Origin of the sequence: Paenibacillus sp. V4I5 (genome assembly GCF_030817255.1) — a bacterium.
GTDB lineage: Bacteria > Bacillota > Bacilli > Paenibacillales > NBRC-103111 > Paenibacillus_E.
In genome coordinates, this window is the sequence record NZ_JAUSZB010000002.1 from 1,930,322 (window position 1) to 1,956,103 (window position 25,782).

Annotated in this window: 19 protein-coding genes and 1 pseudogene; 1 reads left to right on the top strand and 19 read right to left on the bottom strand. The window is 44.5% G+C overall.

Annotation, left to right across the window (positions count from 1 at the left end):
* Position 1: 1 nt before the first annotated feature.
* The 15 genes from QFZ78_RS10925 to QFZ78_RS10995 all read right to left on the bottom strand — a co-directional run bounded on the left by QFZ78_RS10925 (position 2) and on the right by QFZ78_RS10995 (position 19,414).
* Positions 2-1,267 carry an amidohydrolase family protein gene (locus tag QFZ78_RS10925; protein ID WP_307547371.1) on the bottom strand — a complete coding sequence of 422 codons (1,266 nt, stop codon included), beginning with the start codon at positions 1,265-1,267 and terminating at the stop codon, positions 2-4.
* A 68-nt stretch (positions 1,268-1,335) separates the two neighbouring features.
* The gene (locus QFZ78_RS10930; RefSeq protein WP_307547373.1) at positions 1,336-2,640 is read right to left on the bottom strand and encodes an ABC transporter substrate-binding protein; all 1,305 of its coding nucleotides are present in this window, start codon (positions 2,638-2,640) and stop codon (positions 1,336-1,338) included.
* A gap of 103 nt (positions 2,641-2,743) precedes the next feature.
* Positions 2,744-3,586: a carbohydrate ABC transporter permease gene (locus QFZ78_RS10935; protein WP_307547375.1), complete on the bottom strand. Its 843-nt coding sequence runs from the start codon at positions 3,584-3,586 to the stop codon at positions 2,744-2,746.
* Positions 3,587-3,599: 13 nt separating this feature from the next.
* A complete protein-coding gene (locus QFZ78_RS10940) occupies positions 3,600-4,472 on the bottom strand; it encodes a carbohydrate ABC transporter permease (protein WP_307547377.1) in 873 nt (290 codons plus the stop codon).
* 16 nt (positions 4,473-4,488) lie between these two features.
* The gene (locus QFZ78_RS10945) at positions 4,489-5,487 is read right to left on the bottom strand and encodes a LacI family DNA-binding transcriptional regulator (protein WP_307547379.1); all 999 of its coding nucleotides are present in this window, start codon (positions 5,485-5,487) and stop codon (positions 4,489-4,491) included.
* 441 nt (positions 5,488-5,928) lie between these two features.
* On the bottom strand, positions 5,929-6,735 hold the full coding sequence (locus QFZ78_RS10950) for a DeoR/GlpR family DNA-binding transcription regulator (protein WP_307547381.1): 807 nt from the start codon (positions 6,733-6,735) through the stop codon (positions 5,929-5,931).
* Positions 6,736-6,921: 186 nt separating this feature from the next.
* Entirely contained in the window at positions 6,922-9,513 is a 2,592-nt protein-coding gene (locus tag QFZ78_RS10955; protein WP_307547383.1) for a glycoside hydrolase family 2 protein, read from the bottom strand.
* Between the two features lie 13 nt (positions 9,514-9,526).
* The gene (locus QFZ78_RS10960) at positions 9,527-11,962 is read right to left on the bottom strand and encodes an alpha-mannosidase (RefSeq protein ID WP_307547385.1); all 2,436 of its coding nucleotides are present in this window, start codon (positions 11,960-11,962) and stop codon (positions 9,527-9,529) included.
* A gap of 53 nt (positions 11,963-12,015) precedes the next feature.
* On the bottom strand, positions 12,016-12,171 hold the full coding sequence (locus tag QFZ78_RS10965) for a hypothetical protein (RefSeq protein WP_307547386.1): 156 nt from the start codon (positions 12,169-12,171) through the stop codon (positions 12,016-12,018).
* The gene (locus tag QFZ78_RS10970; RefSeq protein WP_307547387.1) at positions 12,156-12,413 is read right to left on the bottom strand and encodes a hypothetical protein; all 258 of its coding nucleotides are present in this window, start codon (positions 12,411-12,413) and stop codon (positions 12,156-12,158) included. The genes QFZ78_RS10965 and QFZ78_RS10970 overlap by 16 nt, the downstream gene beginning before the upstream one ends.
* Before the next feature lie 39 nt (positions 12,414-12,452).
* Complete coding sequence (locus QFZ78_RS10975; RefSeq protein WP_307547389.1) at positions 12,453-13,370, bottom strand: class II fructose-bisphosphate aldolase; 918 nt, start codon at positions 13,368-13,370, stop codon at positions 12,453-12,455.
* 19 nt (positions 13,371-13,389) lie between these two features.
* Complete coding sequence (locus tag QFZ78_RS10980) at positions 13,390-16,110, bottom strand: alpha-mannosidase (protein WP_307547390.1); 2,721 nt, start codon at positions 16,108-16,110, stop codon at positions 13,390-13,392.
* A 13-nt stretch (positions 16,111-16,123) separates the two neighbouring features.
* The gene (locus QFZ78_RS10985; RefSeq protein ID WP_307547391.1) at positions 16,124-17,005 is read right to left on the bottom strand and encodes a carbohydrate ABC transporter permease; all 882 of its coding nucleotides are present in this window, start codon (positions 17,003-17,005) and stop codon (positions 16,124-16,126) included.
* On the bottom strand, positions 17,002-17,955 hold the full coding sequence (locus tag QFZ78_RS10990) for a carbohydrate ABC transporter permease (protein ID WP_307441257.1): 954 nt from the start codon (positions 17,953-17,955) through the stop codon (positions 17,002-17,004). Before QFZ78_RS10990 ends, QFZ78_RS10985 begins: the two co-directional genes overlap by 4 nt.
* Before the next feature lie 106 nt (positions 17,956-18,061).
* Positions 18,062-19,414 carry an ABC transporter substrate-binding protein gene (locus tag QFZ78_RS10995; RefSeq protein WP_307547393.1) on the bottom strand — a complete coding sequence of 451 codons (1,353 nt, stop codon included), beginning with the start codon at positions 19,412-19,414 and terminating at the stop codon, positions 18,062-18,064.
* A 737-nt stretch (positions 19,415-20,151) separates the two neighbouring features.
* On the opposite strand from QFZ78_RS10995, the gene QFZ78_RS11000 reads away from it, so the two are divergent.
* A complete protein-coding gene (locus QFZ78_RS11000) occupies positions 20,152-22,512 on the top strand; it encodes an immune inhibitor A domain-containing protein (RefSeq protein WP_373461018.1) in 2,361 nt (786 codons plus the stop codon).
* A gap of 66 nt (positions 22,513-22,578) precedes the next feature.
* Here QFZ78_RS11000 and QFZ78_RS11005 read toward each other — a convergent pair whose 3' ends face one another.
* The 4 genes and pseudogenes from QFZ78_RS11005 to QFZ78_RS11020 form a co-directional block, all read right to left on the bottom strand.
* On the bottom strand, positions 22,579-23,679 hold the full coding sequence (locus QFZ78_RS11005) for an NAD(P)H-dependent flavin oxidoreductase (RefSeq protein ID WP_307547396.1): 1,101 nt from the start codon (positions 23,677-23,679) through the stop codon (positions 22,579-22,581).
* A gap of 167 nt (positions 23,680-23,846) precedes the next feature.
* Positions 23,847-24,011, bottom strand: a complete 165-nt coding sequence (locus QFZ78_RS11010; protein WP_307547397.1) for a hypothetical protein — start codon at positions 24,009-24,011, stop codon at positions 23,847-23,849.
* Positions 24,008-24,772, bottom strand: a complete 765-nt coding sequence (locus QFZ78_RS11015) for a glycerophosphodiester phosphodiesterase (RefSeq protein WP_307547399.1) — start codon at positions 24,770-24,772, stop codon at positions 24,008-24,010. Before QFZ78_RS11015 ends, QFZ78_RS11010 begins: the two co-directional genes overlap by 4 nt.
* Positions 24,773-24,789: 17 nt before the next feature.
* Positions 24,790-25,782, bottom strand: a pseudogene (locus tag QFZ78_RS11020) (CehA/McbA family metallohydrolase).

Sequence of the window (25,782 nt, forward strand, 5' to 3'; positions counted from 1 at the left end):
GCTATTCCCCCAAACCCTTCAGCTTATATAATTCGATTAAATTCGTTCGGAAAATCCGATCAGCAAAGGTCATGGCTTCTGATTCGTCAAGTGCGCCTTCGGCCACCTTTTCCGTCAATACATCTGCCACCACTTTGCGGGCCAGCTTCTGGTGGGCATATGTCCCTTCGATAAAGTTATAATCGCCGCCAAAGCCTTGAATTTTCGTCATTGGCACCATTTCAATCACCTGATGCATAATTTGTTTAGCCGCCGTTGGCGAAATGATGTACACCCATGTAAAATCTGCGTAGACGTTCGGGAAATTTTTTACAAGGCTTAGATAGGGCAAATAATAAGGGTATCCGCTGTGGAGCAGAACAAACCTTGCTTCCGTGTATTCCAGCAGCAGTGGAATCAACAATTCCACGTTCGAATTCGTTAATGTGTTACCGTTGGAAGAAACACTTACTTCATGATGACCTGTATGAATTTGAATCGGTAGATCATAGGCAATCGAACGCTGGATGATAAAATGGATTAAATAGTCCTGCAGCGCTTGTGTTTCGGCTTGTGAGAGCGATTCCTCCAGTGTACAGCCGAGCAGACGATTGAAAGCCAGCTCCGCTTCATGGAAGGTCGGTTTACCGCAGGATAGAGAGCGCCAGTAGGCATGCCCTAACTTTGTTGCTACCATGCCTTCCTGAACATATTTATGCAATAAGGTATCTACTGCCTCCAAATATTGGCGCAGCTGATAGACCGTAACGCCAGACATTCTCTCGACAGTAGTTATATCCTTCAATGTTCGTAGTTTGAAAGTAAAATCCATAAACATGATGGGACGAAAACGCTCGTACGCTAATTTCGTTGTTTGGATTAGTGTAAAGGCGAGATCAATTCCTGACTTTTGGACCATCACATGCTCATACCAATTAGGATTGTGCGTTGCTTGGGACACTTTTTCATTCGCCTCTAGTAGGCCATTCACGTTCCACTCGTTGAGCTCATATAAATCTACCATTGCTGTACGAAACATCCGGGCATACGTTGTATTTTTCGTTTGATGCCAATAGTCTATAAACAAGGAAGCCTTTTGTTCCACATCTAGTGAACTTTGCCTTCCTAACGCACCCATTTTCATGCCAGCGCTATAAAAGTCAGAGTCCAAGTAATGCAGCAGGGAAAACAAATCATGATTTTCTTTTTTTCGAATTTGCGGTGTTGCGAGGTGTTCATGACCGTCAATGATGCGGATTCGGTTAACATAATCATGAAGGATGCTCATTAGCTGGTCTCTCTCCTTCTAAATATGCGGCTGTTTCTTTACGAAACAACCGCTTTTCTTTTTTTCAATTATTGAAGCTCAGGGAACGCTGCTTTCACTTCTTTTTGGAAGGCTGCTACAACATTCGCATAGCTTTTATTGTCTGTAATTCCTTGACCTGCTGTTTTTCTCCACAAGCTAAGAATCGAATCGCTGTATTTGTCGGACTTAATGACTGGCATCGACTTCATCATAGCGTAGTAAGGCTGCAGCACTTTTTGATCGCCAGTTAACGGAGCCGTGTACTTATCTAGATTTGCATCGTAAACGCTTTGAAGCGCTGGCATGTTCCCTCTTGCCAATAGATCTGCGTTCTGCCATTCAGCGCTTGCCGAGAATTTGATAAATTCAGCAGCGATGTCTTTATTGGCCGTTTTATTATAAATCGCACGGAATGTTCCGCCGTTGTAGAAGCCTTCTGGTGTTTTGGCAACGCCAAACTTACCAACCGCTTTGTTGTCTTTGTTACCGATCATGAATGTTGCCCAAGCTGGCATTGCTACTAACACAACACTTCCGTCATTGAGCGCATTACCCCAGCCCGCTGACATGAATGGCAATTTTCCATCTATGTTATTTGTACGAATCTCTTTTTGGCTGTTATATACTTTTTCCCATCTTGGATCGATATTTAATTTGCCATTCAAATAGAAAGGCTGTGTATTGTAGCTGGCAATGTCAAACAAGTCCCCTGCATTCGCGATTAAATGAACCTTGCCATCGCTTTGCTTTGCAACTTTTTTACCAAGCTCAACGATTTTATCGTAGCTGTTGACCATTTCGCTGATTTGAGTCGATTCATCCGTACCCAGGTACTTTTTCGCATTTTCTTTCAAATACCAGAAGCCGCCAGGAGAGGATTGGTCGGAAATCGCTTTGATTTTGCCATCCGACGATTTGCCAAGCTCAGAAACATAAGGAATGTAGTTTTTCACTAAATCAGCTGCGCCAATTGGTGCTAGATCCATCAAGAATGGAGATTCAATGAATTTACCAACATAACTTCTTTCAAGGTCAAGTACGTCAGGCACATCTTTACCAGATTGCAGTGCTGACAAAAGTTTGATTTGGTATTGATCGCCAGGGAACACCTTAACGTCAACTTTGACATTCGGATATTTCTTCTCAAATGCTGTCGCAATGCCTTTTGTTCCATCAAAGAAAGTCCATAGGGAAAGAGTTCCAGACAGCTTAGCCGGATCTACCGGTGCGACTGATGCCGCAGGACTATTCGTTGCTGTACTATTGTTATTTGGTTTAGAACCACAAGCCGTTAGAACACCTGTCGCAAGTACCGTTGTCATTAAAATAGAAGCCCATTTTTGTGCTTTCAAGATATATCGCCCCTTAGAGTTAATTTACAAGTAAAAGTGATGTTTTGCTGGTTAAAATGACGATAAAATATTGACACGCATCACTCCTCTCAATGTCTACGCGTCAGCCCTTCACGGCCCCAGCCGCAACCCCGTTAATAATTCGCTTGGACATAAAAGAGAAGAATACCAAGATCGGAACGACCGATATTACAATTCCTACATATTGAGCGCCAAAATCGGATGAAAACTGCGATTTGACACTCGCAATCATGACTGGCAAGGTTTGCATGTCGGCATCAAACAATATAATCATCGGAACTAAAAAGTCGTTCCATTTCCCAATGAAAGCAAAGATCGCTAGCGTGGCAAGTGCAGGACTCATTAACGGTAAAATGATGCGATGGAAAAGCTGCATTTCACCATACCCGTCGATTCTTCCGGATTCGATAATTTCGGTTGGTACCGATGTGTCCGCGAACTGTTTGACTAGAAAAATACCGAATGCGTTGTAGATTGACGTAAGCAAGAGCGGATAATAAGTGTTCAACATATGGAAAACATCCATTAATTTATAAAATCCGATAATCCCCAATTGTCCAGGAATCATCATCGTCCCTAGGGTAATCATGAATAATACGCCTTTATAACGAAAGTTGTATTTCGAGAATCCATACCCAGCTAACGCAGCAAAATATACATTAATGAGCGTCGCCGTTATCGTGATGAATAGCGTATTTCCTAAACCACGCCAGATGTTAACGGTTTCAATGAGCCTATGATAGTTCACTAAGAACTGGTCTCCAGGAACGATAAGCAGCTTCCGGGCAATGTCTGAATTCGTGTGCGTGGAAGTAATGATCATGCTGTAAAAAGGCAGTAAGCAAGTCAAAGCTATCGCAATTAACATCACATAGATGATGATTTTCAAAATAAACCAATCGAATTGAAACGCTTTCTTAATCAAGGGTCGTCACCTCCTACTCATTAAGCTTTGAAGCTTTCGCTGTGATGGCCGTCAAAATCATGACAACAACGAAAATACCATACGCGACTGTTGCTCCGTAGCTGTAATCGAAATTTTTGAATGCGGTTTGATAGAGGTACATAACCATAGTTCGGGTCGTATTATTAGGACCATCTCCGAGCATCAGTGGAGCATCAAACAATTGCAGACCACCAATTACTGAAGTAATGAAGGTGAACAGAAAGACAGAACGCAGCATAGGCAGCGTAATATATAGGGTGCTTTTCCATTTATTCGCGCCATCCATCTTGGCCGCTTCATACACTTCATCAGAAATGGATTGCAGTCCCGCGATAAACACGATCAGATTAAATCCGAAATATTGCCAGCAAATAACGGCCGATACAATCGTGCGCGACCACCAAGGGCTGCTAAACCAGTTCACCGGCTCGCTAACGATTCCTAAATCCATCAACACTTTATTCACCGAACCCGTTTGCCAGTCAAACATTAAGCTGAACATGACGCCAAGCGTAATTGGTGTAATGATATGTGGAAAGTAGTACACAGCCCTGAAAAAATGCTTGCCGCGAATGAATTTCTCATTCAAAATAATCGCAAGAATGAGGGCAATGATCAGCTGTGGAACAATAGACATGACCCAAATAATCAAGGTGTTCCCTATCGTTTGATAGAAGTACGTATCATGTAAAAGACGTGAATAATTGGCCAAACCGACATAAACAGGATCTGTAAATCCATCCCATTTTGTAAAGCTTAAATAAAACGTATATAAAATCGGAATCAAACCAAAGATGCCAAATCCTATGAAAAATGGAGCTATAAATAGATAACCGTAATTCGACTTGTTGATTTTTGAAATCATCGGTCTCAACTCTTTTCTAAAGTTTGGTACAAGATTGACGAATCATCAGTGTAGGTTTAAATAAATGAGACGTTCTCTCTACTTCTTCTCCTTCTATTTGGGCAAACAAGCCTTCCGCAGCCTTCATCCCAACGTCTTGTAGAGGCTGACGAACTGTTGTCAATGGCGGGGAGACCCAACTCGACAAGGTAATATCGTCAAATCCGACAATCGACATTTGGTTAGGCACTTGAATCCCTTGTTCCTGTAACGCGCGAAGTGCACCGATTGCTGTTTCATCACTGGAGGCAATGACTGCTGTAAAGCCTTCTTCTTTAAGCAGCTCTTTCATGGCTTCGTATCCGCCTTGATTCGTCCAATCCGACGACACGACCCACTCAGGACGGAATTCTATGTGCAATTCGTGCATCTTCTGCTGCAAGCCTTTCAACCGGTACTTAATTGGTCCCATGTGAGCAGGACCCGAAATATAGGCTACTCGACGATGCCCTAATTCATGCAGGTAGGTAACCAGATCAGCAACCCCAGATGCGTTGTCGATATCAACGGAGAATAAGCCGTCCATTTCCCCATGATCGCCAATTAATGCAAGCGGATACGGAACATCCATCATTCGTTCCAGTTCAAGTGGATCCCGCTTCTGGAAGCTAAGAAGGATAATACCGTCAACCTGTCCTTCAAAAAGTAGATGGAGGAAGGACGCCTCTTGTTTGGCATTTGACGTTCCACTATAGAATATACAGTTATAGCCTTTCTTATTGGCTACGGCTTCAATCCCTCTAATAATGCCCGAGTAGAATATGTTCGAAATGTTGTCGACCACGATACCGATCGTATTCGTCCGACTCATGACTAATCTTCGAGCATTTTCATTCCGATGATAATTAAGAGTTATAATCGCCCTCTCTAAGGCCTCTTCTGTTGCTTTCTTTACTTTTTGACCATTTAAATAACGTGATACTGTACTTTTGGATGTGTTCGCTACTCTTGCGACGTCATGAATCGTAGGATTCATCGGCTGCCCCCCTCTATATTCGAACATAGCGATTGAATTTACATTTTCGGGAACGTTCCCATTTTTAAGGATAAAAGATTGTTTTTTTGCTTACTTTGATGGTAGGCCACACTTTTTGAGAACGTTCCCATTTTGTTTTCAAAAAAAGGAGCCTGCCTATTACGTTTTTCACATTTGTTTGGGATCGTTCCCACTTTCAATTATGGCGATTTCTATATTTACATGTTATCGCTTACACATGAGATTGTCAATACTTAATTTAACAGATAAACAAACCCCGTTGTTGTTCAGATTCATTTGTATCAAACCTACACAATTGAGTTGAGAAGCTGTATGTTATACATCAAATATCCGCATTTTAGTAGCAAAAAAAGCAGGGGTCCTAGATGCCACAGAGGCTTCTTTCGGACCACCCACTATTTTTCACTGTTGCTTTAACTCTCATTCGTCTTCATAAAGGATCAATTCCTTCACAGGACAAACAATCACCTGCACACCGCACTGGCGGATTTCATCAAGAATACTCGGTTCTACTAAGTCACTTGTAACCAGAATATCAACATCTTGAAAGCTAGAAAAAGAGACCAGACCTTGCCGCTCAAATTTACTGTGATCCGCAACAATGACAATCTTTTGTCCTGCTGATATCATGGCTCGCTTTACTTCAGCTTCATAGAGATCAGAGCTTGTAAATCCTTTACGCATGGTTATCCCAGAAGCGCCTAAAAAGGAGAAATCGGCATTATATTTTTGCAGCTCTAGTTCCGCTTGGGGACCTACAAGACTCATTGATTTCTTAATTAGCTTCCCGCCAATTACAAAGACTGAAGCATCTTCATTTTGACTGCTTTCCTCCGCTACATCTGTCCCGTTCGTAACCACCATTAGCTTTGGCACATTTCGTAGGTGACGAGCCACACACCAGGTTGTTGAACCAGCGTCTAATATGACGATTTGATTGCCTTCCACCAGCGAAGCGGCCATTTTCCCGATCGCATCTTTCTCCTCGTAAAATTGGAATCTCCGCTGCTCAACTGGAGGAATAATTTGTGAATTATTTTGTAATTCTTCCATTAAAATGGCGCCGCCATAATTTTTTTGAATGATGCCTTCCTGCTCCAATTGGTTCAGATCGCGACGAATGGTTTCTTCGGAGACATTGAATTCCTTCACCAAATCAGCTACTTTAACACTGCGTTCTTGGAAGAGAATTTCTTTTATTTTGGTTCTGCGATGTATGGCAATCATAATTTTTATCCCCCTCTAATCCTCGAATACCTTTACACTATTAGTTTCCGAATCAGAAAGGGATTTCTGATTGGGGATTTCTCAATGAAGATATGCAAATTCTAATATCGCTTTTCTTAGTAGGGTTGTCAAGAGAGTTTCCCGTAAAATCCCCCTTTAAAAGAGGCTATTAAGTCCTAACGATCATCAAATGTGCTGAACCGGGCTGTTCCAAGCAGATACGTTCAGTTTCCTGTCAGCTTCAGGAATGGAGCTCCACCTGACGTTAATTGTCTTACTTTCGCCTGGGAATAAGGAGAAATCATTATCCGAATAATAAACATAGTCTTCTGCCGTTACCGAACGAGCATCCTCCAGATGAACAATAAAAGCAGCATGTGTGCCAACATTCGTAACTTGAAGCTGCCAGACTCCCCCTTTTTCCGTAAGAGTCTTCTCCACCTGTAGGCTAGTTTGGGGTAGTACTAACATCGGTACCAAATTAGCTTTAACGCTAAAAGGATAGCAATTACTGCTAATAACTTCCTTCGCGGCGTTTACTAGATTGATGCGGAAGAAGAACACATCCTCTTGCAGCTGCTGGAGAGGCAGTTCAAACGTCCCAAGTCGAATTGCCGCATTGGGCACTACTTTCCCTTGCCACTCGGCTTCGGCATATAGGTGTCCGCTTGCTCCAACTAAACGCCATTGCGAGGTTAACTCTCCCAGTTCGATCCTATCTGTCTGAACACCCCATACATCCGCTTTAAAAGTTTCCCGACCTTCCCATGCAATCGTAGCAAAGCTGGCTGAAACTTGTATAGTTTGATAGGCTTTAGCCATCGCGTAGTAAATCGGCTTAGGGTTCGTAAAGTAATCAAGCGCGGAAGTACAATAAGCATTCGGGAATGGCTCATTAAACTGCCATGGGAGTGTTCCGCTATTTTGCCACATCCGTCGAAGATTAGATTCTACCGCATACCTTAGTCCCTCTGCTTGTAGAAACTGACTTGCGCGTATCAGCGCCTCTGGATGATGAAGCTCATTACCGAAGGAGGACTGGATCATAGGTTCATTAATCCACCAAGAACCTCGGTGAAAATAAATAGGATTATCCCGGGTTGCTGGCCACTGGTTGGACTCCGAAATCGTATAGTTCAGCGTCTTTAAATGCGTCATTCCCTCTACGCCGAACTCACTATGAAGCAGCGAGGTTCCTTTGTTATAGAGCTCATATTGCTGCGACAACCCCTGAAACTCCCAAGGGCCATGCACGTCATGCTGCCCAGTAGGATCCTGCTCAATGTTGTCCAGCGTATTTGAGAAGCATCGACCGGTAGGCGATGTCGGCAGCCAAAGCGCATCTGGATGCAAAGTTTCAACCACTTGTTTAAGGGCTTCCAATACGGGCTCCGTATCGTCAAGAGGCCGATCATCGCTATCCTGCAGCTCGTTACCTCCACACCACAGAACAAGAGAAGGATGATTTCTCTTTCTCGGAATGATTTGTTCAGCTTCCTGCACCATCATCGTGATAAAAGCCTCATCTTCACTCGGTTTGTTCGCAATCCCAGAGCTGGATTGGATGAATTCCTGCCAAACCATGATGCCATAACGATTGCACAGCTCATAGAAGGCATCCTTCTCAATCAGCCCACCACCCCATACTCGCAGCATATTAACTCCTGCTTGTTTGGCTAGCGTTAACAGTCTTTCTAGCTTAGCCGGCTGCTCTCTACCATACATGACATCCATAGGTACCCAGTTCCAACCTTTGATGTACGTTTTATGCTCATTGACCACTAGCACATAAGGCCTTGCCGTTTGATCAGGTGTTTCATTCCGATGCCAGGCAACTGTTCGAATGCCGAAGGTTGTTTCTTTAACTGAACTAAGCTGGCTGTCGGCACGCCGCTCTGGCTCATTTATCTTTTCAAACACGTTAATCCGGACTTGATACAAATGGGCTTCGCCCGAACCGTTCGGCTCCCATAGACGCGGATGGTTAAGCTCAACAATCGAGCTAAGCTTGGTTTCCCCCTCATTAACGAGGTGAACAGATACGACAGAACTTACTTGCTCATCACCTGAAAAAATGCAGGTCTCCACACGTACTTCCGCTTGTTTCCCAGAGGAAATCGTCGAATCTATCGTAAGATTAGCTAGCCCAAAATCATTGGAAAGCGTTGACCTCACATAAATATCCTCGATACGAATCGGACCCGTGACATCCAAATACACATCGTCCCATATCCCTTGATGTATCATCCGCGGGCAGAAATCCCACCAATACGTCATCCGGCTTTTATGTTCGCGAACGTAGCTTGTTTTGCTAACCTGCGGCTGTTCGTCCGGTGCTTTTTCAATGACAACAGACAATAGATTCGACCCGCCATAATGAAGGATATCCGTGACATCAAATACGGCTGCCGTAAACATGCCTTTGTGATGACCAATTTTGGCACCATTCAGAAAAAACTGCGCCTCAAAATCAACACCCTTAAAATGAAGCTGGACACGTTGACCCAACATGGAAGCATCGATGTCGAACGATTTTTTATAAATCCACGTTCGTTCAGGCACCCATTCCGCCAAAAGACTATTACGCTCAAAGTAGGGGTCCGAAACCTCACCATTTTGCCAAAGGTCATAGAGAACGGTTCCAGGAACCGTTCCTTTCCTCCACCAACGACTATCTTTGGAGTCTGGTTTTTCTGCATGTCGCCATATCCAGTCCTCACCCAAGAAGTCTTTGAAGAGCCAATCGCTTCCGTTCAAACTAATTTGCTTTATTGCCATCTCTGACACCGCCTTACCACTCGATTAGATCCGTCTCTGTCACCGAGAGGCTCGGATCAGAAGGAACACGGAAGGTTTTAATTTCACAAGGACCGAATTTGGCTGTAATTTCACGATTCAAGTGAGGTAATCGAATGGTCGCTTCGGTCGTTTCTCGCGTTGTCTCATAAGCGCGAATAATCAGATCGCTGCCTTCTTCGGCTTTTTTCACTACACTGACGATGATGTTGTCCTTATCTACCGTCAAATAGGAATCCTTCTGTGGAAGCTCTCCCTCATGGTAAGATTCGATAATCGTAATCGGACGCTGATTTAACTCCGATGCATGCTTAACCGTTCCAGCCTGCTCCCAGCTGCCTTGATGCGGCTGCAGTCTGTAATTAAACGTCTGAATGCCTTGATCGATAAAGGAATAGTGCCCCTTAGGCTCTGGAACTACAGGATCATGATGGGCATAAATCGGGCTGCGTATCACCGTCATCGCCAGCTCTTTATTCATAATGCTGTAGCTGTATTTCGCATCATTCATCAGGGAAACACCATAGGAAGTTCCTCCGTGCTCTCCAATGTCACGCAAAATGCCGCCATAATCTACCCAGCTTTGACCTGGCTCTTCTTCCCCATTATGCTCCCGTTCCTTGAAGCCGTATGGGATCTCATACGTCTGTTTCGTAAATACCAAATTAATTGGGAATACCAATTTCAACATTTTAAACTGTTCACGCCAATCCACTGTCACTTTGACATCGATATAGTCCAATTGTTTATACAAGGTGAAATCCTGCACGATCTTGGAGCTGCCATATTCGCTTGTGACTCTGATGACTGATTTAACCGGGCCATGCTCGACGCGTTGAACGCTTGTTGCTATAAATTCGCCAACCTTATTGTTGAAATGAAAAACATTATGACTCCAAGTATCTGACTTATCTTCAATAACGTCGGGTCTCGCCGCGGGTCCGCGGAAAACTTCAACATTTACTTTTTTATCAAATAAGCTGGAAATGAAGCCTGTCTTCGGATCAAATTCCAGGCGGAATCTATCATTTTCCAACGCATAATCATTCGCTTTAATCGGTTGTGATACCAATTTGGGTTCCTGTGAAGCTGTTAGCACCTTATACACCCGGTACCCCATGGACGGCAGCTGGGCAATAAAGCTAAGACGGTATCTGCCGCCAGCCGTTGCCTGAGATTGCACCAATTGGAAGTGAACCTGCTTGCCGTTCTCATCTACCAGTATCGTCGTATCCTTGATGCCGCCAATTTCTAACTCGATATTAACGGTGCTTTCCCAAGAATGAGGATTAAATACAACGATTGGCTTCATGCCATCTTCCTGTTCAATGCCGATATGCCAAGAAATGGATTGTATCGCATAGTTCAGGCCACGCTCTGCAATCGTCATCGCTTCACCGTGCATATTGCGTGCATCCTCATATGCCGATTCAAGACTAGTTCCGGCAAGGATATCATGGAATTGGTTAAACAACACATTTTTCCATGCACGATGAAAATCTGTTGGATAGGCTTGCCCTGTTCTTAATTCAGCCCATGAGGACCATTTTTCAGCAGCGATGAGTTTATTCTCAGCTTGACGATTCCAATGCTTAATCCCCGAATGAACCGCATAACAACCACTGGCATGGTGCTGAAGATCGTCGTGGACAACTGGAATTGGCAGCTGCATGGCTTCCATATCAGCGAAAAATTCATTCGGTGCAGCCATCTCCATTGTCGGAAATTCAGGCAGCCCATTCATCCGTTTGATGCTGTCGATATTTTCTTTCGTTGGGCCTCCCCCGTGGTTACCAACCCCGTAGAAAACCATCAAGTTGCCAAAGGGATCCTTCAGCTCTTCCATACAACGGCGAACATGCTTCTCGAGGTCCTTGCCCCATGTGCAGTACTCAAATGGTATCCGGTAGGTCAGCACGCGGCTGCCATCATCCGATTCCCAGTGAAATAGACGACCAGGCAAGCCTTTCTCATTAGGCATAGGACGCATAAAAATATAATAAGGCATACCGCTTTTGAGCAATATTTGCGGCAGCATGCCGTGATGTCCAAAGCTATCGACGTTATAACCCACCTTCGCTGTGACGCCTAATTTCTCCTTGAAATAACGCTGGCCATATAAGCCTTGACGGACAAACGATTCCCCGCCGGGAATGTTGCAATCCGGTTGTATCCACCATCCGCCAACGATTTGCCAACGGCCCTCACGTACGCGTTCCTTAATTTCTTCAAACATTTTTTTGTCGTTATTTTCAACCCATTCATAGTTTGCAGCGGAGCTCGAGGTGAAAATAAAATCATCATATTCCTTCATGCGATCGAGTGCTGACCGGAAGGTTGCTTTCGTTTCTTGAAAGCCTTCCTGCCACTGCCAAAGCCAAACTGGATCCAGATGAGCATTCCCGATCATGTAAAGTTTCTTCTGTTTCATAATTTCCCCTACCTTTATTTGATAATTAGCAATGTAATAAAGTGAATTTAATACTAGAAAGTCTCATGCATGGGCTTGAACCATGGGTTAAAATAAACACCTAACTGTTTCCGTGCCTCAACTACTTTCGTTTTGGCATCGTAGACCAACGTCGGAGGCAAATGACCGAAGGTCATCAAGTCAATATCATAGGTCAACAGCTTATCCAATGAATGTCTCCAAGCTTCAATATCTGATCCGACTTTAGCATGGTAACCTGCAGCCTATAACCCCCATCGGGGTCTGCTTCACTAGGATGAAACATGGGCCATTTCGTTCCAAGTGTTGAACTGCATTTGGCATCTGCATCCCATACAATATCCCCGAGTCGATTAGGATCTTTATAATTATCAAAAAGATCTTCTGCACCACTTTCTGTCGATCCGATGCTCCAAATCACCTTTTTTTCCATATAAGCTCCCATTCCCCAGTCATTTATCCCATTATCACTTTAAGCAAAATGATCTGCCTGCGCTTTGCTTCCTAAGAAATGAATCATTTTATCGATGACCGTGTTTTCAACAGCGGCTCTCCCCTTTTCCAATAGAGAAGGTTCCAATGCTTTGCATTCTTCATTCGTCAGTCTCTCTTCGCGTTCTAATGCACCTAAGAAAGAAAGCTCCAAGTCTGTTGCGATATTCACTTTACTCACACCGCCGCTTGGAAGGCGAATGGCACCTTCCATCATTTCGGCAGGTACGCCTGAACCGCCATGCAGAACAAGATGTACAGGGGTTAATGAACGAATTTCTTGCAATCGAGCGACATCGATTTTAGGCTGTCTAACCATATAAACGCCATGGGCTGTCCCGCAGGAAACCGCCAATGCATCGATATTCGTTTCATTAACAAATCGTTTCGCTTCCTGAGGATCGGTGTACAGCTCCTCATCTTTATCTGTTTCCACGAAATCCGTCGTTCCGATCATGCCAAGCTCTGCTTCAACGGAAACACCCTTCGCATGGGCATAATCTGCGACCTCTTTGGAGGTGCTAATATTGTCCTCTAAATTTTTCTCGGACGCATCAATCATGACCGAGGTGAAGCCGGCGTCAATCGCAAGAGCGATGGTTTCCAATTCCTTGGTATGGTCAAGATGCAGGACTAGGGGCACGGTTATTCCTTCTGACACCACTTTTTCATAAAATTCATCGGCGAATTCCTTAGGTGTAATTCCATATCGGATTAGTTCTTTATGAGATATCTGAACAATGGCCGGAGATTTCATCTTCTCGGCAGCCCTCAAAACGGGCGTAATCATTGGTGTATATCGAGGGGAAAACGAGCCTATAGCGAACCCGTATTTTTCGGCTACCTCTAAGGCTTGTTTGAGCGTAATGACGTTTTTGGGTCTTAATTCAGTATTCATGATAATCTCTCCTTTTTATCTATTTGGTTTTTACAGACTGAATGCTGATTTCGAGCGTAATGATTTCGGCACCTTTTGCATGAACCGTGAATGCTCCATCGGCATCCATGACGAGGTCTTTCGTATCCATTGGCTGCTCATTCAATTTCACGTAGCGTACCTGATCGGGCTTTATCTGCATTCTTACTTTTGCTGAGGTCGCTTTTTTAGCTGTATTCCAGAAACGCAATATAAGGGCATCGGACTTCTCCGCTTTTTTGCAGGCGCTGAGCATGAGGGTATGATTTCCCTCTATTTCCAGCCAACCATCTTTCTTTGCCAAAACACCTGCATGTTTCCCAGTTATTGATCCATAGCTGGCTGTTAAGTACTCATGAACCCTTGTAAACATATTAGATTCTAGCCAATCATCTTGGTGGACGAAGATCGCATACTCCGTTTCATTGAAACCAAGACTCTGCGCATCGGGTACAGGTGTTTCAGGACCAGCGCCGCCGACCCGAATCAACGTATCTTCCCGAGACAACCAGCCTACAGCCCTTAACAAAGTGATTGCTAGTGTACCCTGCTCATCATCGAGCATGTCATACTCAGTCAGCCCTTTATTGGCAACTGTCATTCCTTTATCTCTGCCATTCACACTGACAAAACCTTGTTGAGGCTTCTGCTGTACATACGTTTCTGGCCATCCATTACCGTGATCTTTAACAGATGCTTCTCTTTCCACAACATCGAAATGCCCTTCGGCATGTGAGACCTTGAACTTCTCACCAAGTGGAAACAGCACCCGTAGTCGATGGTCTTCCGCTTGATTGTTCCACGCCGTGCGCACATCCACTCTTGCGGATCCTGCAGCAAGCGTCACATAATTCGTAATCCGATAATCTGTGTAGGCAGCCTCTCTGCTTAATCGGTCACCGCTAAGCCTCTTCGGCAAGGACCAATCGATATCCACTTGAAGTGTTCCTTTCGCATAACCAACCTCGGCTGCGGAAACGTGTACGCCAACTGGAGTTTCCGTCGTGCGGAGCACTTGATCAACTAATGGGGCTGCATAATTATAGGTATCTCCAGCATCCCCTCCGCTTTCAAAGGCGCCCAAACCTTCATAGATAAGACCGCTTTGTTTGTCGGTAATGCGCAGCGTACCGTTTTGCTGGTTAACTTCAATGCGTAGTAAAGCATTCTCCAAGATATTGGGTCCGATGTGCAAATCCGTTACGGCTTCACTGCCCTTTAACTTCGCAGATGGCAGCAGTGCGTTGAAAAACACCTGTTTGGGGTCGCAAACGGCTTCCCTTTTCCGCAAAGAATAGGTCTTATAGCCAAAACCGGGAAGGTCTACAGCTAGAAAACTTAATTCTGTATAAAAATGTTTATCCGTCATTGGCTTCATGCCGCTGACTTCCTTCACCTGAAAAGGGACCTCATTTCCTTCCGAATCCTCGAGCCTATATGTTCTTGGATGAACCATTAACTTTCGATCCGCCCAGACAGTAGCCGTGTCGTCACGCATCCAGCTCAGAGAATTATGAACAACAATCGCCAAAGCTCCATCTTCCAAATCGCTTGTATCAATTTGATTGTTGATATGTTGGATGCTTTTCTCCGTCAAAATGTCTGCTATTTGCTTGGATTGCGCGAACCTTGGCAGCATCTCACGATGCACTTCGTCAATACTGCACCCACAAATACTGTCGTGCGGGTGATTCTGGACAAGAAGTTCCCATGCGGTCCACAGCAGGGTTGATTCGTACTTACGGCCGCTTAGCCAGGCAAGCGCTGAGAAAGGTTCTGCATAGCGTTCCAATGCCAGCTGTCCGATGAAATTATGCCGTTTCAAATAGAGGCGTGCAGACAATACACCTGGCAGTACATGAGGCAAATCTGCGCCAAAATGACGAAGCTCGCCATGTATAACTTCTAATGAAGGATTCTGACTGCGAACGGCTTCGATGAAATCCTTCGTTGTCCCCCAGTACAGCTCCGCGATTTCTTTCAAATCTTCGCCTACCTGCTTCATTAATCGCGGCAATCGCGCATCAATAAGCCTGTGATCACCGCCATAGGGCATTAATAAGCAATCCGTTGTTGCCCGTGGTGCCCAGCGTTCCAAGGATTTACGAACTCTGCCGTAAGTTTCGTCATAAGTCTTGAGCGGATTGTCAAAATGGAGGAAATCCACCATATAATAGCCATCGGGGAACCAGTACGTGAACACTTGCGTGCCATCTGGAGCTTCCCACAGAAACTCTTGTTTAAAGTCGGCTGAAGCTCCACCTAGCCCTCGCCAAACCATCGCATTGTCAATCCCGAAGCCTTGGAGAATCTGCGGCATCTGCGAGATATGACCAAATGTATCCGGGATATAACCGACATCCAAGTTCGTATAGCCGAGCTTCTCAGCCATACGTGCACCTAGCATCAAATTACGCACATGCGCCTCACCGCTGACGAGAAACTCATCCGGTAAGATGTACCATGGACCGCACTGAATACGGTTTTCATGGATATATCGCAGAAGACGTTCTTGATTTTCCGGCCGGATCTCCAGATAGTCCTTCAAGACAATTGTTTGACCATCGAGCAAAAAGCAGCGGAACTCCGGATCGTTATCCATCGTATCAAGCAGTTCATCGATAAGCTCTACCAAGCGGATGCGGAAATCCTGCATCGTCGCCCACCACTCCCGATCCCAATGGGTATGATGGTAAATAAACACACGATATTTGCGATCCAAGTTGTTATCCTCCTTACCCTTTCGTACCAGCACTGATGTTCATACCCTCGATAAAATATCTTTGGAAAATGAAGAAAATTGCGATGACCGGAATCATTACCATTACCGAACCCGCCATAAGTAAGTGCCACTGGCTAACGCCTGAGCTAACCTTGAAGGCTTGCAAACCAAGCTGCAAAGTATACTTAGATTCATCATTCACATATAACAACGGTCCGAGGAAATCGTTCCAAGCTCCTGTAAATGTACCGATTGCCACCGTAGCGAGTGCCGGTTTAGCCAACGGAAGCATGATCGAACGCCAAATATACAAGTGGCTTGCGCCGTCAATTTTCGCTGCTTCAACTAAATCATTGGGGATACCCAAATAGAATTGACGTATGAGAAAGATATGGAAGGCACTTCCGAAAAAACCTGGAATGACCAAGGGCAAGTAAGTACCAACCCAATGTAATTTAGAGAATAAAATATACTGAGGAATCAATGTGACAAACCCCGGAATAATCATCGTTCCAAGAATAATGGAAAACAGCAGCCCTTTTCCGGGAAAGCGAATCTTCGCAAATCCATAAGCGATGAACGAGTTAGAGATTACATGTGCAAACACTGCGGTTGAAGCGATTAGCAGCGAATTAGCCGAATATCTCGCAAAATTCCCTGCTTCCCAAGCCTCTTTATAATTGGCCCAAACGAATTTTTTAGGAAACCAGGTCGGCGGATATGTCACCACTTCTGTCAACGATTTCAAGGATGTTTGAATCATCCACCAGAACGGCATGAGAAAAGACAAACTGCCGACAATGAGAATAAGGGTTACGACCCATTTGGAGATCCTTTGCTTGGTCTTGCGGCTTTGATGGTATGATTTCTTAGTTACAGCTGCAGTGACAGTCATCGCGAATCTCCTCCTTCGTAGTGAACCCAATACTTCGACATCACCATATTAATGATGGTAACGATAATCGCGATAATGAATAGGAACCAAGCCATTGCCATGGCGTATCCCATATCGAATATTTTGAAAGCTTTCAAGAACATATGAAGATTGAAAAATAAGAGGGAGTTCGCCGGAGATCCCGGAGCACCAGGGTCATCGGCCATGACATAGCCCTCCTGGAAAATTTGGAAGCCACCGATTAAGCTTGTGACGACATCAAAGAAAATAACAGGCGTAATCATCGGTACAGTGATATGCCAAAGCTTACGAATACTGGATGCGCCATCAATTTCCGCTGCTTCATACAAATGATCGGATACTCCTTGCAGCGCTGCTAGAAACAGCAGCATCCCTCCGCCGACTGCCCACATTTTCATCATGACAATCGCATTTTTCGTCCAAGCCGGATCCGTCAGCCAAGCAGGTCCTTCAATTCCAATCCAGCCGAGCACCGTATTAATGAGACCTGAATCTGGGTTAAGAAGCATCATCCAAAGCATATAAACAGCTACACCGGACAAGACGGTTGGCAGGTAATAAATCGTCCGAAACCATCGCATGCCGGGAATTTTCACATTCAATAAAACGGCAAGAATCACAGAGCCCATCGTGGTTAACGGAACGGCAAGTGCAACATAGTAAAGGGTATTTCGGAGTGATTTCCAGAACAAAGGATCTTCCGTAAACATGCGTTTATAGTTGTCAAAACCAATAAAGTCCATACGTGACGTGATGTCATAGTTCGTAAAGCTAGCGTATAAAGAGAACAAAAGAGGACCGGCTGTAAATATCAGAAAACCAATAAACCACGGAGCAACGAAACCATAGCCTTCTAGCGCCTCTTTCTTATCCAAAGACCACTTTCTTCTCTTTTTCGGATGGATAACCTTATTCACTTGGGGATTCACATGTGTCCCTCCTTAACATTTCTTTACAACTGACCATTAAAGCTTCTGCTTATGAAAAAAGGGTGGAGCAGTAATACACTACGACTCCACCCTTATGATCTAAAGCTTACTTTGTATTTTGCTTAACTAAATCTTCAATCGCTTTCTGAGCTTTATCCAAGGCTTCTTTCGGGCTTTGCTTCCCTAGAATCGCCTCATCAATTTGTGGATTAAGCAGGTTTGCAAAATCAGGTGCTGTTACAGGCACTGGCGCAAGCACAGTACTTTTTAAGTTATCTACTGTAAACTTGTAGACTGGATCCTTGATCAGATCTGGATCGTTAGATGCTTTAATATTGGATACGTTATCGAAGTTGTATTGTGCCCAATATTTCTGTGCATCAACATCCGTCATATACTTCAAGAACTCCCAGCTTTCATCCGGATGTTTAGCGCCAAACGGAATTTCAATGGTAAAGCCTCCACCGACGCTCCAGTTTCCGCTGCCTGCTTTGTATTCAGGCACTGCAGCAATACCATAGTCTTCTTTCTTAGCAGCAAAGTCACGGATTTGAGTCCAGAATGTGCCCGCATCAATTTTCATAGCTAATTTACCAGAGATAAGCGGGTCATTTGTTTTGCTGCCAAAGCTAGCCTTGAATGCGTCAACTTCCTTTTTGCCTAAACGGGCATCCCAGCTGTTATACCATTCGAGTGCAGCAATTCGGGCTGGTGAGTTGATATAAATACCCTTGTCATCAAGCCAAGGTCTTCCGCCATCGGCATTGTTCAGGAAAACATCTTGCCCTCCTGCCAAACGAGGATGGTAGCCTAAGCGCTCAATTTTACCGTTGTTGATTTTATCAATTTTTTTGGAATACTCTTCCAACTCAGCCCATGTTTTTGGCGGTTTCTCTGGATCGAGTCCTGCTTCTTTAAAAACGGCTTTGTTGTAGAATAATACGCGAGTATCGGTTACAAAAGGCAACGCATATACTTCGTTTTTATATTGCATCGCATTTAATAAGTGCGGGAAAAATCGATCTTTAATGTTATCCTTCGCCAAGTAAGGCGCAAGATTCGTTACTTGCTTCTTGCTGGCACGTTGGGCAACCTGGCTAATATCATGAATGATGACATCGGGCGGATTACCTGCAGCAATGGCTGCCAGTTCCTTCGTCCAACCATCTCCATAAGGTAAGAACGTATGTTTCACGGTAATGCGGTCCTGAGAGCCATTAAAATCACTAATAATTTTCTCAATAATAGGACGACGCGTTGTAGAACCCCAATGAGTCCAAAAATCCAGTGTAACTTTACCCTTTGGTTTCTCTACCGCGGCACTTGCAGCTGGACTTGCACCAGTACCAGCAGTTGCACTTGGACTTGCCGTTTTATCCGTGCTGCATGCAGTCAACACTAATCCGGTGCTGAGCGCTGTGCTGAGTAGAACCAACATGGATTTATTTGCTCTCTTCATACGGTTTCATTCCCCCTAATTAAATGGTTAGACAACCAATGCCACATTGTATATCGACAATCCCACAATATAAAGCGTTTGCAATGTGGCTTTTTGAAGCCTATACATTTATAATACCAACAAAAGCTTCATTGTCAACACTTTTCTAAGCGCTTACAAGTGAATTTTCGTGTTTTATTTGTTTTAATCCACAAGAAGCCACATTTTTGCCCACTAACTCCTATGAATTGCTATTTTTTGTACTTTTGTTATTCGCCTTGATCATTTGCAGATTGTTGTAATTTATACAATATTAGGAAAATAATTTTCGCATATCCCAAGCGATTGTTGCTATAAATACAACAATTCTCCTCAAACAGCTCTATAGAATGAGAATGCGGCTAAAACGGTTGCACAGAATACAACATCAATAGCTTTGGTGAGAAGAAACCAGCTAAATTGTTGTAGGTTATACAACTTACTTCATATAATGCCTAGTAAAGATGGACAAATTCGCTTTTTATTCCCCCCTAAGTCTAGTTGAAAATAATAGAGAACAAAATGACGGTGTCGAATACGCACTTTTGTCATATCAAAATGCCACGAAAAATCAAGGAAATAGTCGAAATAGGAAATATATGGGTCAAACTACGCAGGACTAAAAGCACTTACTAGAATAGTCAAACTATTATAAATTTTAATATACCAATGGTTAAATTAATAGGTTGGTTTCATACTCTATTATGGGAGGTTTCATTTTGAAAAAAAGCACCTTGAAAATCACTAGATTTTTACTAGCAACGAGTTTAACAGCAGGACTTTTCACAACATTATCTGCATTCGCAGCAGGATCCGACTACTCAGAGGTACTTGAAGCACCGCCGGTAGATTTTAATATTGTAAACGATGAGCGTTTGGCAAAAGGGTTGATGGACAGAGGGCTGTTAAGCAAAAGTGCTACGCCTGAACAGATAGCCCAAGCCGTCAAATCATACGTATCAGCTAAAAACAATAAAAGTGTTAAATCAAAAGAAGACACACAGCATGATGAAATAGACAAAAAGTCAAAGGATTTTATAGAGAAGCAGAAAACGAAGTTATTTTCTCAACTGAACAAAGGCCAAGAGAACTTCAAAAAAGGGAATCCAAATGGCATGCCCGTTCTAGAAGCCAAACAGGATCAATACAACGGTCCAGTTCGTGAAGATAAAGTACTCGTTCTTTTAACTGAATTTTCCGACTTCAAACACAACAACGTCATACAAGAGCCTGGTTACATGTACGCAAACGATTTCAACCGTGATCATTATCAGAAGCTTATGTTTGGAGATACAGATTTCACCTTATTTGATGGTTCTAAGATCCAAACCTTTAAACAGTACTATGAAGAACAGTCCGGTGGCAGTTATACCGTAGACGGATACGTATCCGAATGGTTAACCGTTCCTGGTCAAGCTGTTCAGTACGGAGATGATAACCCTGCTGGCGGTCATGATAACTTAAACCCTAAGGGTCCTCGTGATCTTGTGAAGGACGCTCTGAATGCGGCAGTAGCAACGGGCCTTAATCTGGCTGATTACGACGAGTTTGATTTATATGATTTAGATGGGGATGGCGATCAAAACGAACCCGATGGTCTGGTTGACCACCTTATGATTATTCATGCGGGTACGGGTCAAGAAGCTGGCGGCGGACAATTAGGCGATAATGCCATTTGGTCTCACCGTTGGACTCTAAATGGTGTGTATCCTATTGCTGGCACAACTGCGGAGGTCGACTATTGGGGTGGCCGTATGGCAGCTTATGACTATACCATTCAGCCTGAAGATGGTGCAGTAGGTGTTTTTGCTCACGAATTCGGTCATGACTTAGGACTGCCAGATGAGTACGATACCCAGTATACCGGACAAGGTGAGCCCGTTGCTTCTTGGTCCATCATGAGCGGCGGTAGCTGGAACGGTAAAATCGCCGGCACTACACCTAGCTCTTTTTCTCCTCAAAATAAAGAGTTTTTCCAGAAAACAATGGGCGGAAACTGGGCAAATATAAGTGAAATAGATGCCGCAGACATTACGAAGTTAGGTACGGCTGCCATCATTGACCAAAGTGTAACGAAGTCGAAAAACCCAGGTATTGTTAAAGTCAATTTGCCGGATAAAGCCGTTCCTGGTATTCAACCCGCATTCGGTGCACGCTATTATTACAGTACAAAAGGCGATAACCTTCATACAACACTTTCAACTCCTGAGTTTGATTTAACCCAAGCGCAAACGGCTGCATTTGATTTTAAAGCCCTGTATGATGTCGAGTTTGACTATGATTACTTAACTGTTACAGCAGCGACCTATAATGAACAAGTTACCCTCGATGTCATTGGTGACAATGATACGAACGGCGACGCACGGGCAGAATCTACAAACGGAGCTTGGGTAGACAAGTCCTATGATTTAAGCCAATTCGCCGGCAAAAAAGTGACCCTCCACTTTGACTACGTCACGGATGGAGGACTAGCATTAGATGGTTTTGCCATGGATAATGCGAAATTAACCGTAAATGGTCAAGTTGTATTCTCAGACGATGCCGAAGGCGCTTCTCAATTTAGCTTGGACGGCTTCGTAGTATCGAATGGTATGGAACTGAAGAAGCACTATTACTATCTGGAATGGAGAAACTACGCTGGAGCCGATAAAGCTCTTGCCTACAGCCGTGGTGTCAAATATAATACCGGACTTCTCGTTTGGTATGCAGATGACAGTTATCTAGACAACTGGGTCGGTATCCATCCAGGTCAAGGATTCCTTGGCGTAGTCGATTCTCATTCTGACGCTTTAGTATTCCAAAAGGATGGACAGGATTCCGTCGCGCAAACGACACGTTATCAAGTTGCGGATGCTGCCTTCTCCTTGGACAAGACGCCTTCATGGTACATCAACAACCCAACCAGAGGCGAGTACAATTATAAATCCTTGCAAGGTGTTGAGGAATTCTCAGATTCCAAGAGCTATATGAACTCATTAATTCCAGACGCCGGACGCCTTGTACCGAATTATGGATTGAAATTCAAAGTCGTTGGCGAAGCGAAAGATAATTCTGCTGGATTAGTTTGGATTCATAAATAAGGATAATTAGAAAACGGAGCCCGCAATTTATGCGTGGCTCCGTTTTTCGTCTACCATTTCAACCTACTATTGGGTATTCTCTTCACTTTCGATCGACAATAGGGACATCGCCTGTTGGATCGTTTCAGCAACGATATGCTCCGCTTTTTGTCCAGACGTAAGCATTCTTGTACCTTGTCCTGCCCACAAGGACATATAGTCAGTATTGCTTTGACTAGCGGCAGCATTCCTAATATCCCGTGTAGCGGTATTTTGCGTAGGAAAAGGAAGTGGCTCTACGCCACTTGCATCCCATTGTCTGATGAATTGGTTGATTACCCCTCTTGCTGGACGACCTGAGAACACCTTGGTAATGACAGTACTCTCTTCGGTGCTATGCAATAATGCATCCTGGTAGGAGACGTGAGCACCGGATTCAATCGCAGTCAAAAAACGCGTTCCCATCTGTACACCTTGCGCACCAAGAACGATGGCGGCGACAAGCCCACGACCATCCATAATTCCTCCAGCGGCAACGACTGGAATCTGAACACAATCCACAATTTGCGGTACCAGCGCAAACGTGCCGATGTTTGCACCCATAGGATGATTCGAAATGTCGAATGTTCCCCGGTGCCCCCCCGCTTCGCTTCCTTGTGCAACTATAGCATCACAACCGGACTGCTCGGCCAAGATAGCTTCATTAACCGTGGTCACCATGGTGATAATTCGCATGCCAGCCGATTTAGCTTGTCGCATTAGGGGTTCAGGAAGAACACCAAATGCCGTACTAATGACTGGCACTTTTTCTTCCAACACTACTGCAAACTGTTCCTCAAAATGGTCCGGAGTTACCACGAGCTCCTCACCTGCTTGTCTTATGCCAAGATGGTCTCTTACCTGGTTAAGTTCTCGCTGCACTTCCTTCGTTCTTTCATTATTGTCAGTCATTTGAATTGAAAATAAATTCACCCCAAATGGCGCATCCGTTAGCTCACGGATCTCCCGAATTGCCTTGCGGATTGCACTAGGCTCCATATAGGCAGCTCCCAGCGTCCCAAGTCCGCCAGCATTAGAGACAGCTGCCGCCAACTCAACTGTTCCAGGGCCACCCGCCATGCCCGCGAGGAAGATCGGATAACGAATATTAAAAAGTTGACAAAGGTTTGTTTCAAGTTGAATTCTCATCGTATCTCCCATAGAGGCTTGATTTAAATGCGCTGAAAGCGTTGCGGCCATTCCATTTTCGGATGGAAATTGTACAGCAGCCCCTCTGTATATATAATAGCATTTACCCATAGAGATTTGAAAAGCAGGGGCCGTAAATTTCCATCGAGATGGAAATATTCCGCCCGCTAGGCGGAGTATTCGGATTGCTCAGGGCAAACCTGCTGGAGCAGCTCCAATAAAGGAAGGACGGCTTGATAATAGGCGCTTCCCGCTTTAACTTCACCGCTCAGCATTTTGGCCGCAAGTGTCTCACTAGCAAGATTGAATTCATGGGCGTAGATTTCAATCATGAACGCTCACCACGCATTTTTTGCTTCAATTGCACCAGAGCTGCAACATTTCGTGTGGTTATAGATGCAACGCCTAAATCTGCATATTGACGCATTAACTCTTCTTCATTCACAGTCCATACATAAACCGGGAGCCCTAGGGATGTTGTGTAATCCATTAACTCTTGGCGCACGATGCTGTAATGGATGTTGATGCCAAAGCAGGAGGCTGCAAGTGCTTCCTCGCAGGTTTTTACCATAGCATCTCTATAGGGAAGTATTCTAAACAGGTCGTGGTTGGTATTCAGCAGTTTCCGCATTTCGGGGTTCGATCTCTCTGCTAGCATCGCACGATCCATCTCACAGCCGGATAGAAAAGCTTGCTCTAACATACCGTATTTCTTCACCAAAGCAGCGATAGGTTCGATACTCTCGTCCACTTTCAAATCCAAGTTCACGACTTTGCCCGAAGCTTGGATAAGCGGCAGCATATCTTCCAGTCTGCAGATTTGAATCGTTTCACGATGTTCCCCGTGAGTGACCTCGTACTGAAGCTCTCTTAATTCTTCAAAGGTCATTTGCGAAATGGACAATTTCAACCCATCAACAGTAACCCATTCATCATTATGAGCTAGAACCGGAATGCCGTCCTTCGTGACTCTAACGTCCTCCTCCACCACATCTGCACCGAACCTAAGCCCCGTTTCCACAGAATCAAGCGTATGATCAATCGTGTTCATGCTGCCGCAGTGAGCAGTTATGAGCGGAAATCGATTAGCCATGCTACAAACACTCCCTTTCATCGATCCACATATATAGCATTTGTAAGGGCGATCAATGTGTGAACTCCACGAACTAACCCTTTAAGCTCAGCCCGAATCCATAGAAGTTCATCGCCAGGAATTTCGATCTCGTAATTCGGCTGATCCCCAGTAACGAATTGCTCTCTTAAAACACCGTTATTCCCTATCAATCTTAGCGTATAATAGAGTTCCTGAAAATCCCAAATCTCTTTCCGAACATGAAAATCTATGTTTACATGGACCTTAAAAATGTGGCTGCGACCCTGCCGAGGAACGACGTCCCCGACACCATAGCACGCAGTATCGGTCCGTATTTCTAGTATTAACAAAGGTCCCATAGTTACTGATACTCTACCAGCCGCAAGTGCACGCACAGCTCGGTTCGTCACCGTCTCTTCCCCGTCATCGATGTCGAGATATGTCACCGATACCGGTTCATCCGTTTGTACTTGGGCATGCCAATCTCGCCCTGACGTGGCCGCAATCCGGTAGCCTTCATTCAGTTTGTCGGTCCACAATCGGTAGGCGCGGTCATTGTCTGTTTTAATCGAAGGGAACGTGCCTTACCAAACCTCGATATAGTCCATATCGTTCCAATCCTCAATATTGAATTCCCAGAAGCAGCCCGTACAAATTGGACTTCCTATGCGATAAGGATGTGCCATACCGACAATCCCCCCGCTCCTATGAACATCAGCAATCCCTTTATGGATATCGTCTGGGCCCACCGGGCGCCAATCAGCAAAATGGGTCAGTCCTAACGTAACCATATGGCCATAAAAGGTTGTCCATTCCATCCCGGAAATGATCGAAATTCCGGTTTCCTGTTCCACAGCATCTTTATCATTTAAACCTGTCATGGTATTGTGATCGGTCAGCGCGATACACTCGAAACCAAGCGCCTTTGCACCAATAGCAAGCTCCATGAGTGTTTGTTTTCCGTCGCTATGGAAAGTATGACTGTGTAATTCACAAGCAATCCAAGGCAT

Bases quoted from the DNA above. Each gene is read 5' to 3' on its own strand.
- QFZ78_RS10925 (WP_307547371.1), bottom strand. From the start codon at position 1,267: ATGAGCATCCTTCATGATTATGTTAACCGAATCCGCATCATTGACGGT.
- QFZ78_RS10940 (WP_307547377.1), bottom strand. From the start codon at position 4,472: ATGATTTCAAAAATCAACAAGTCGAATTACGGTTATCTATTTATAGCT.
- QFZ78_RS10945 (WP_307547379.1), bottom strand. From the start codon at position 5,487: ATGAATCCTACGATTCATGACGTCGCAAGAGTAGCGAACACATCCAAA.
- QFZ78_RS10950 (WP_307547381.1), bottom strand. From the start codon at position 6,735: ATGATTGCCATACATCGCAGAACCAAAATAAAAGAAATTCTCTTCCAA.
- QFZ78_RS10955 (WP_307547383.1), bottom strand. From the start codon at position 9,513: ATGGCAATAAAGCAAATTAGTTTGAACGGAAGCGATTGGCTCTTCAAA.
- QFZ78_RS10960 (WP_307547385.1), bottom strand. From the start codon at position 11,962: ATGAAACAGAAGAAACTTTACATGATCGGGAATGCTCATCTGGATCCA.
- QFZ78_RS10970 (WP_307547387.1), bottom strand. From the start codon at position 12,413: ATGGAAAAAAAGGTGATTTGGAGCATCGGATCGACAGAAAGTGGTGCA.
- QFZ78_RS10975 (WP_307547389.1), bottom strand. From the start codon at position 13,370: ATGAATACTGAATTAAGACCCAAAAACGTCATTACGCTCAAACAAGCC.
- QFZ78_RS10985 (WP_307547391.1), bottom strand. From the start codon at position 17,005: ATGACTGTCACTGCAGCTGTAACTAAGAAATCATACCATCAAAGCCGC.
- QFZ78_RS10995 (WP_307547393.1), bottom strand. From the start codon at position 19,414: ATGAAGAGAGCAAATAAATCCATGTTGGTTCTACTCAGCACAGCGCTC.
- QFZ78_RS11005 (WP_307547396.1), bottom strand. From the start codon at position 23,679: ATGAGAATTCAACTTGAAACAAACCTTTGTCAACTTTTTAATATTCGT.
- QFZ78_RS11010 (WP_307547397.1), bottom strand. From the start codon at position 24,011: ATGATTGAAATCTACGCCCATGAATTCAATCTTGCTAGTGAGACACTT.
- QFZ78_RS11015 (WP_307547399.1), bottom strand. From the start codon at position 24,772: ATGGCTAATCGATTTCCGCTCATAACTGCTCACTGCGGCAGCATGAAC.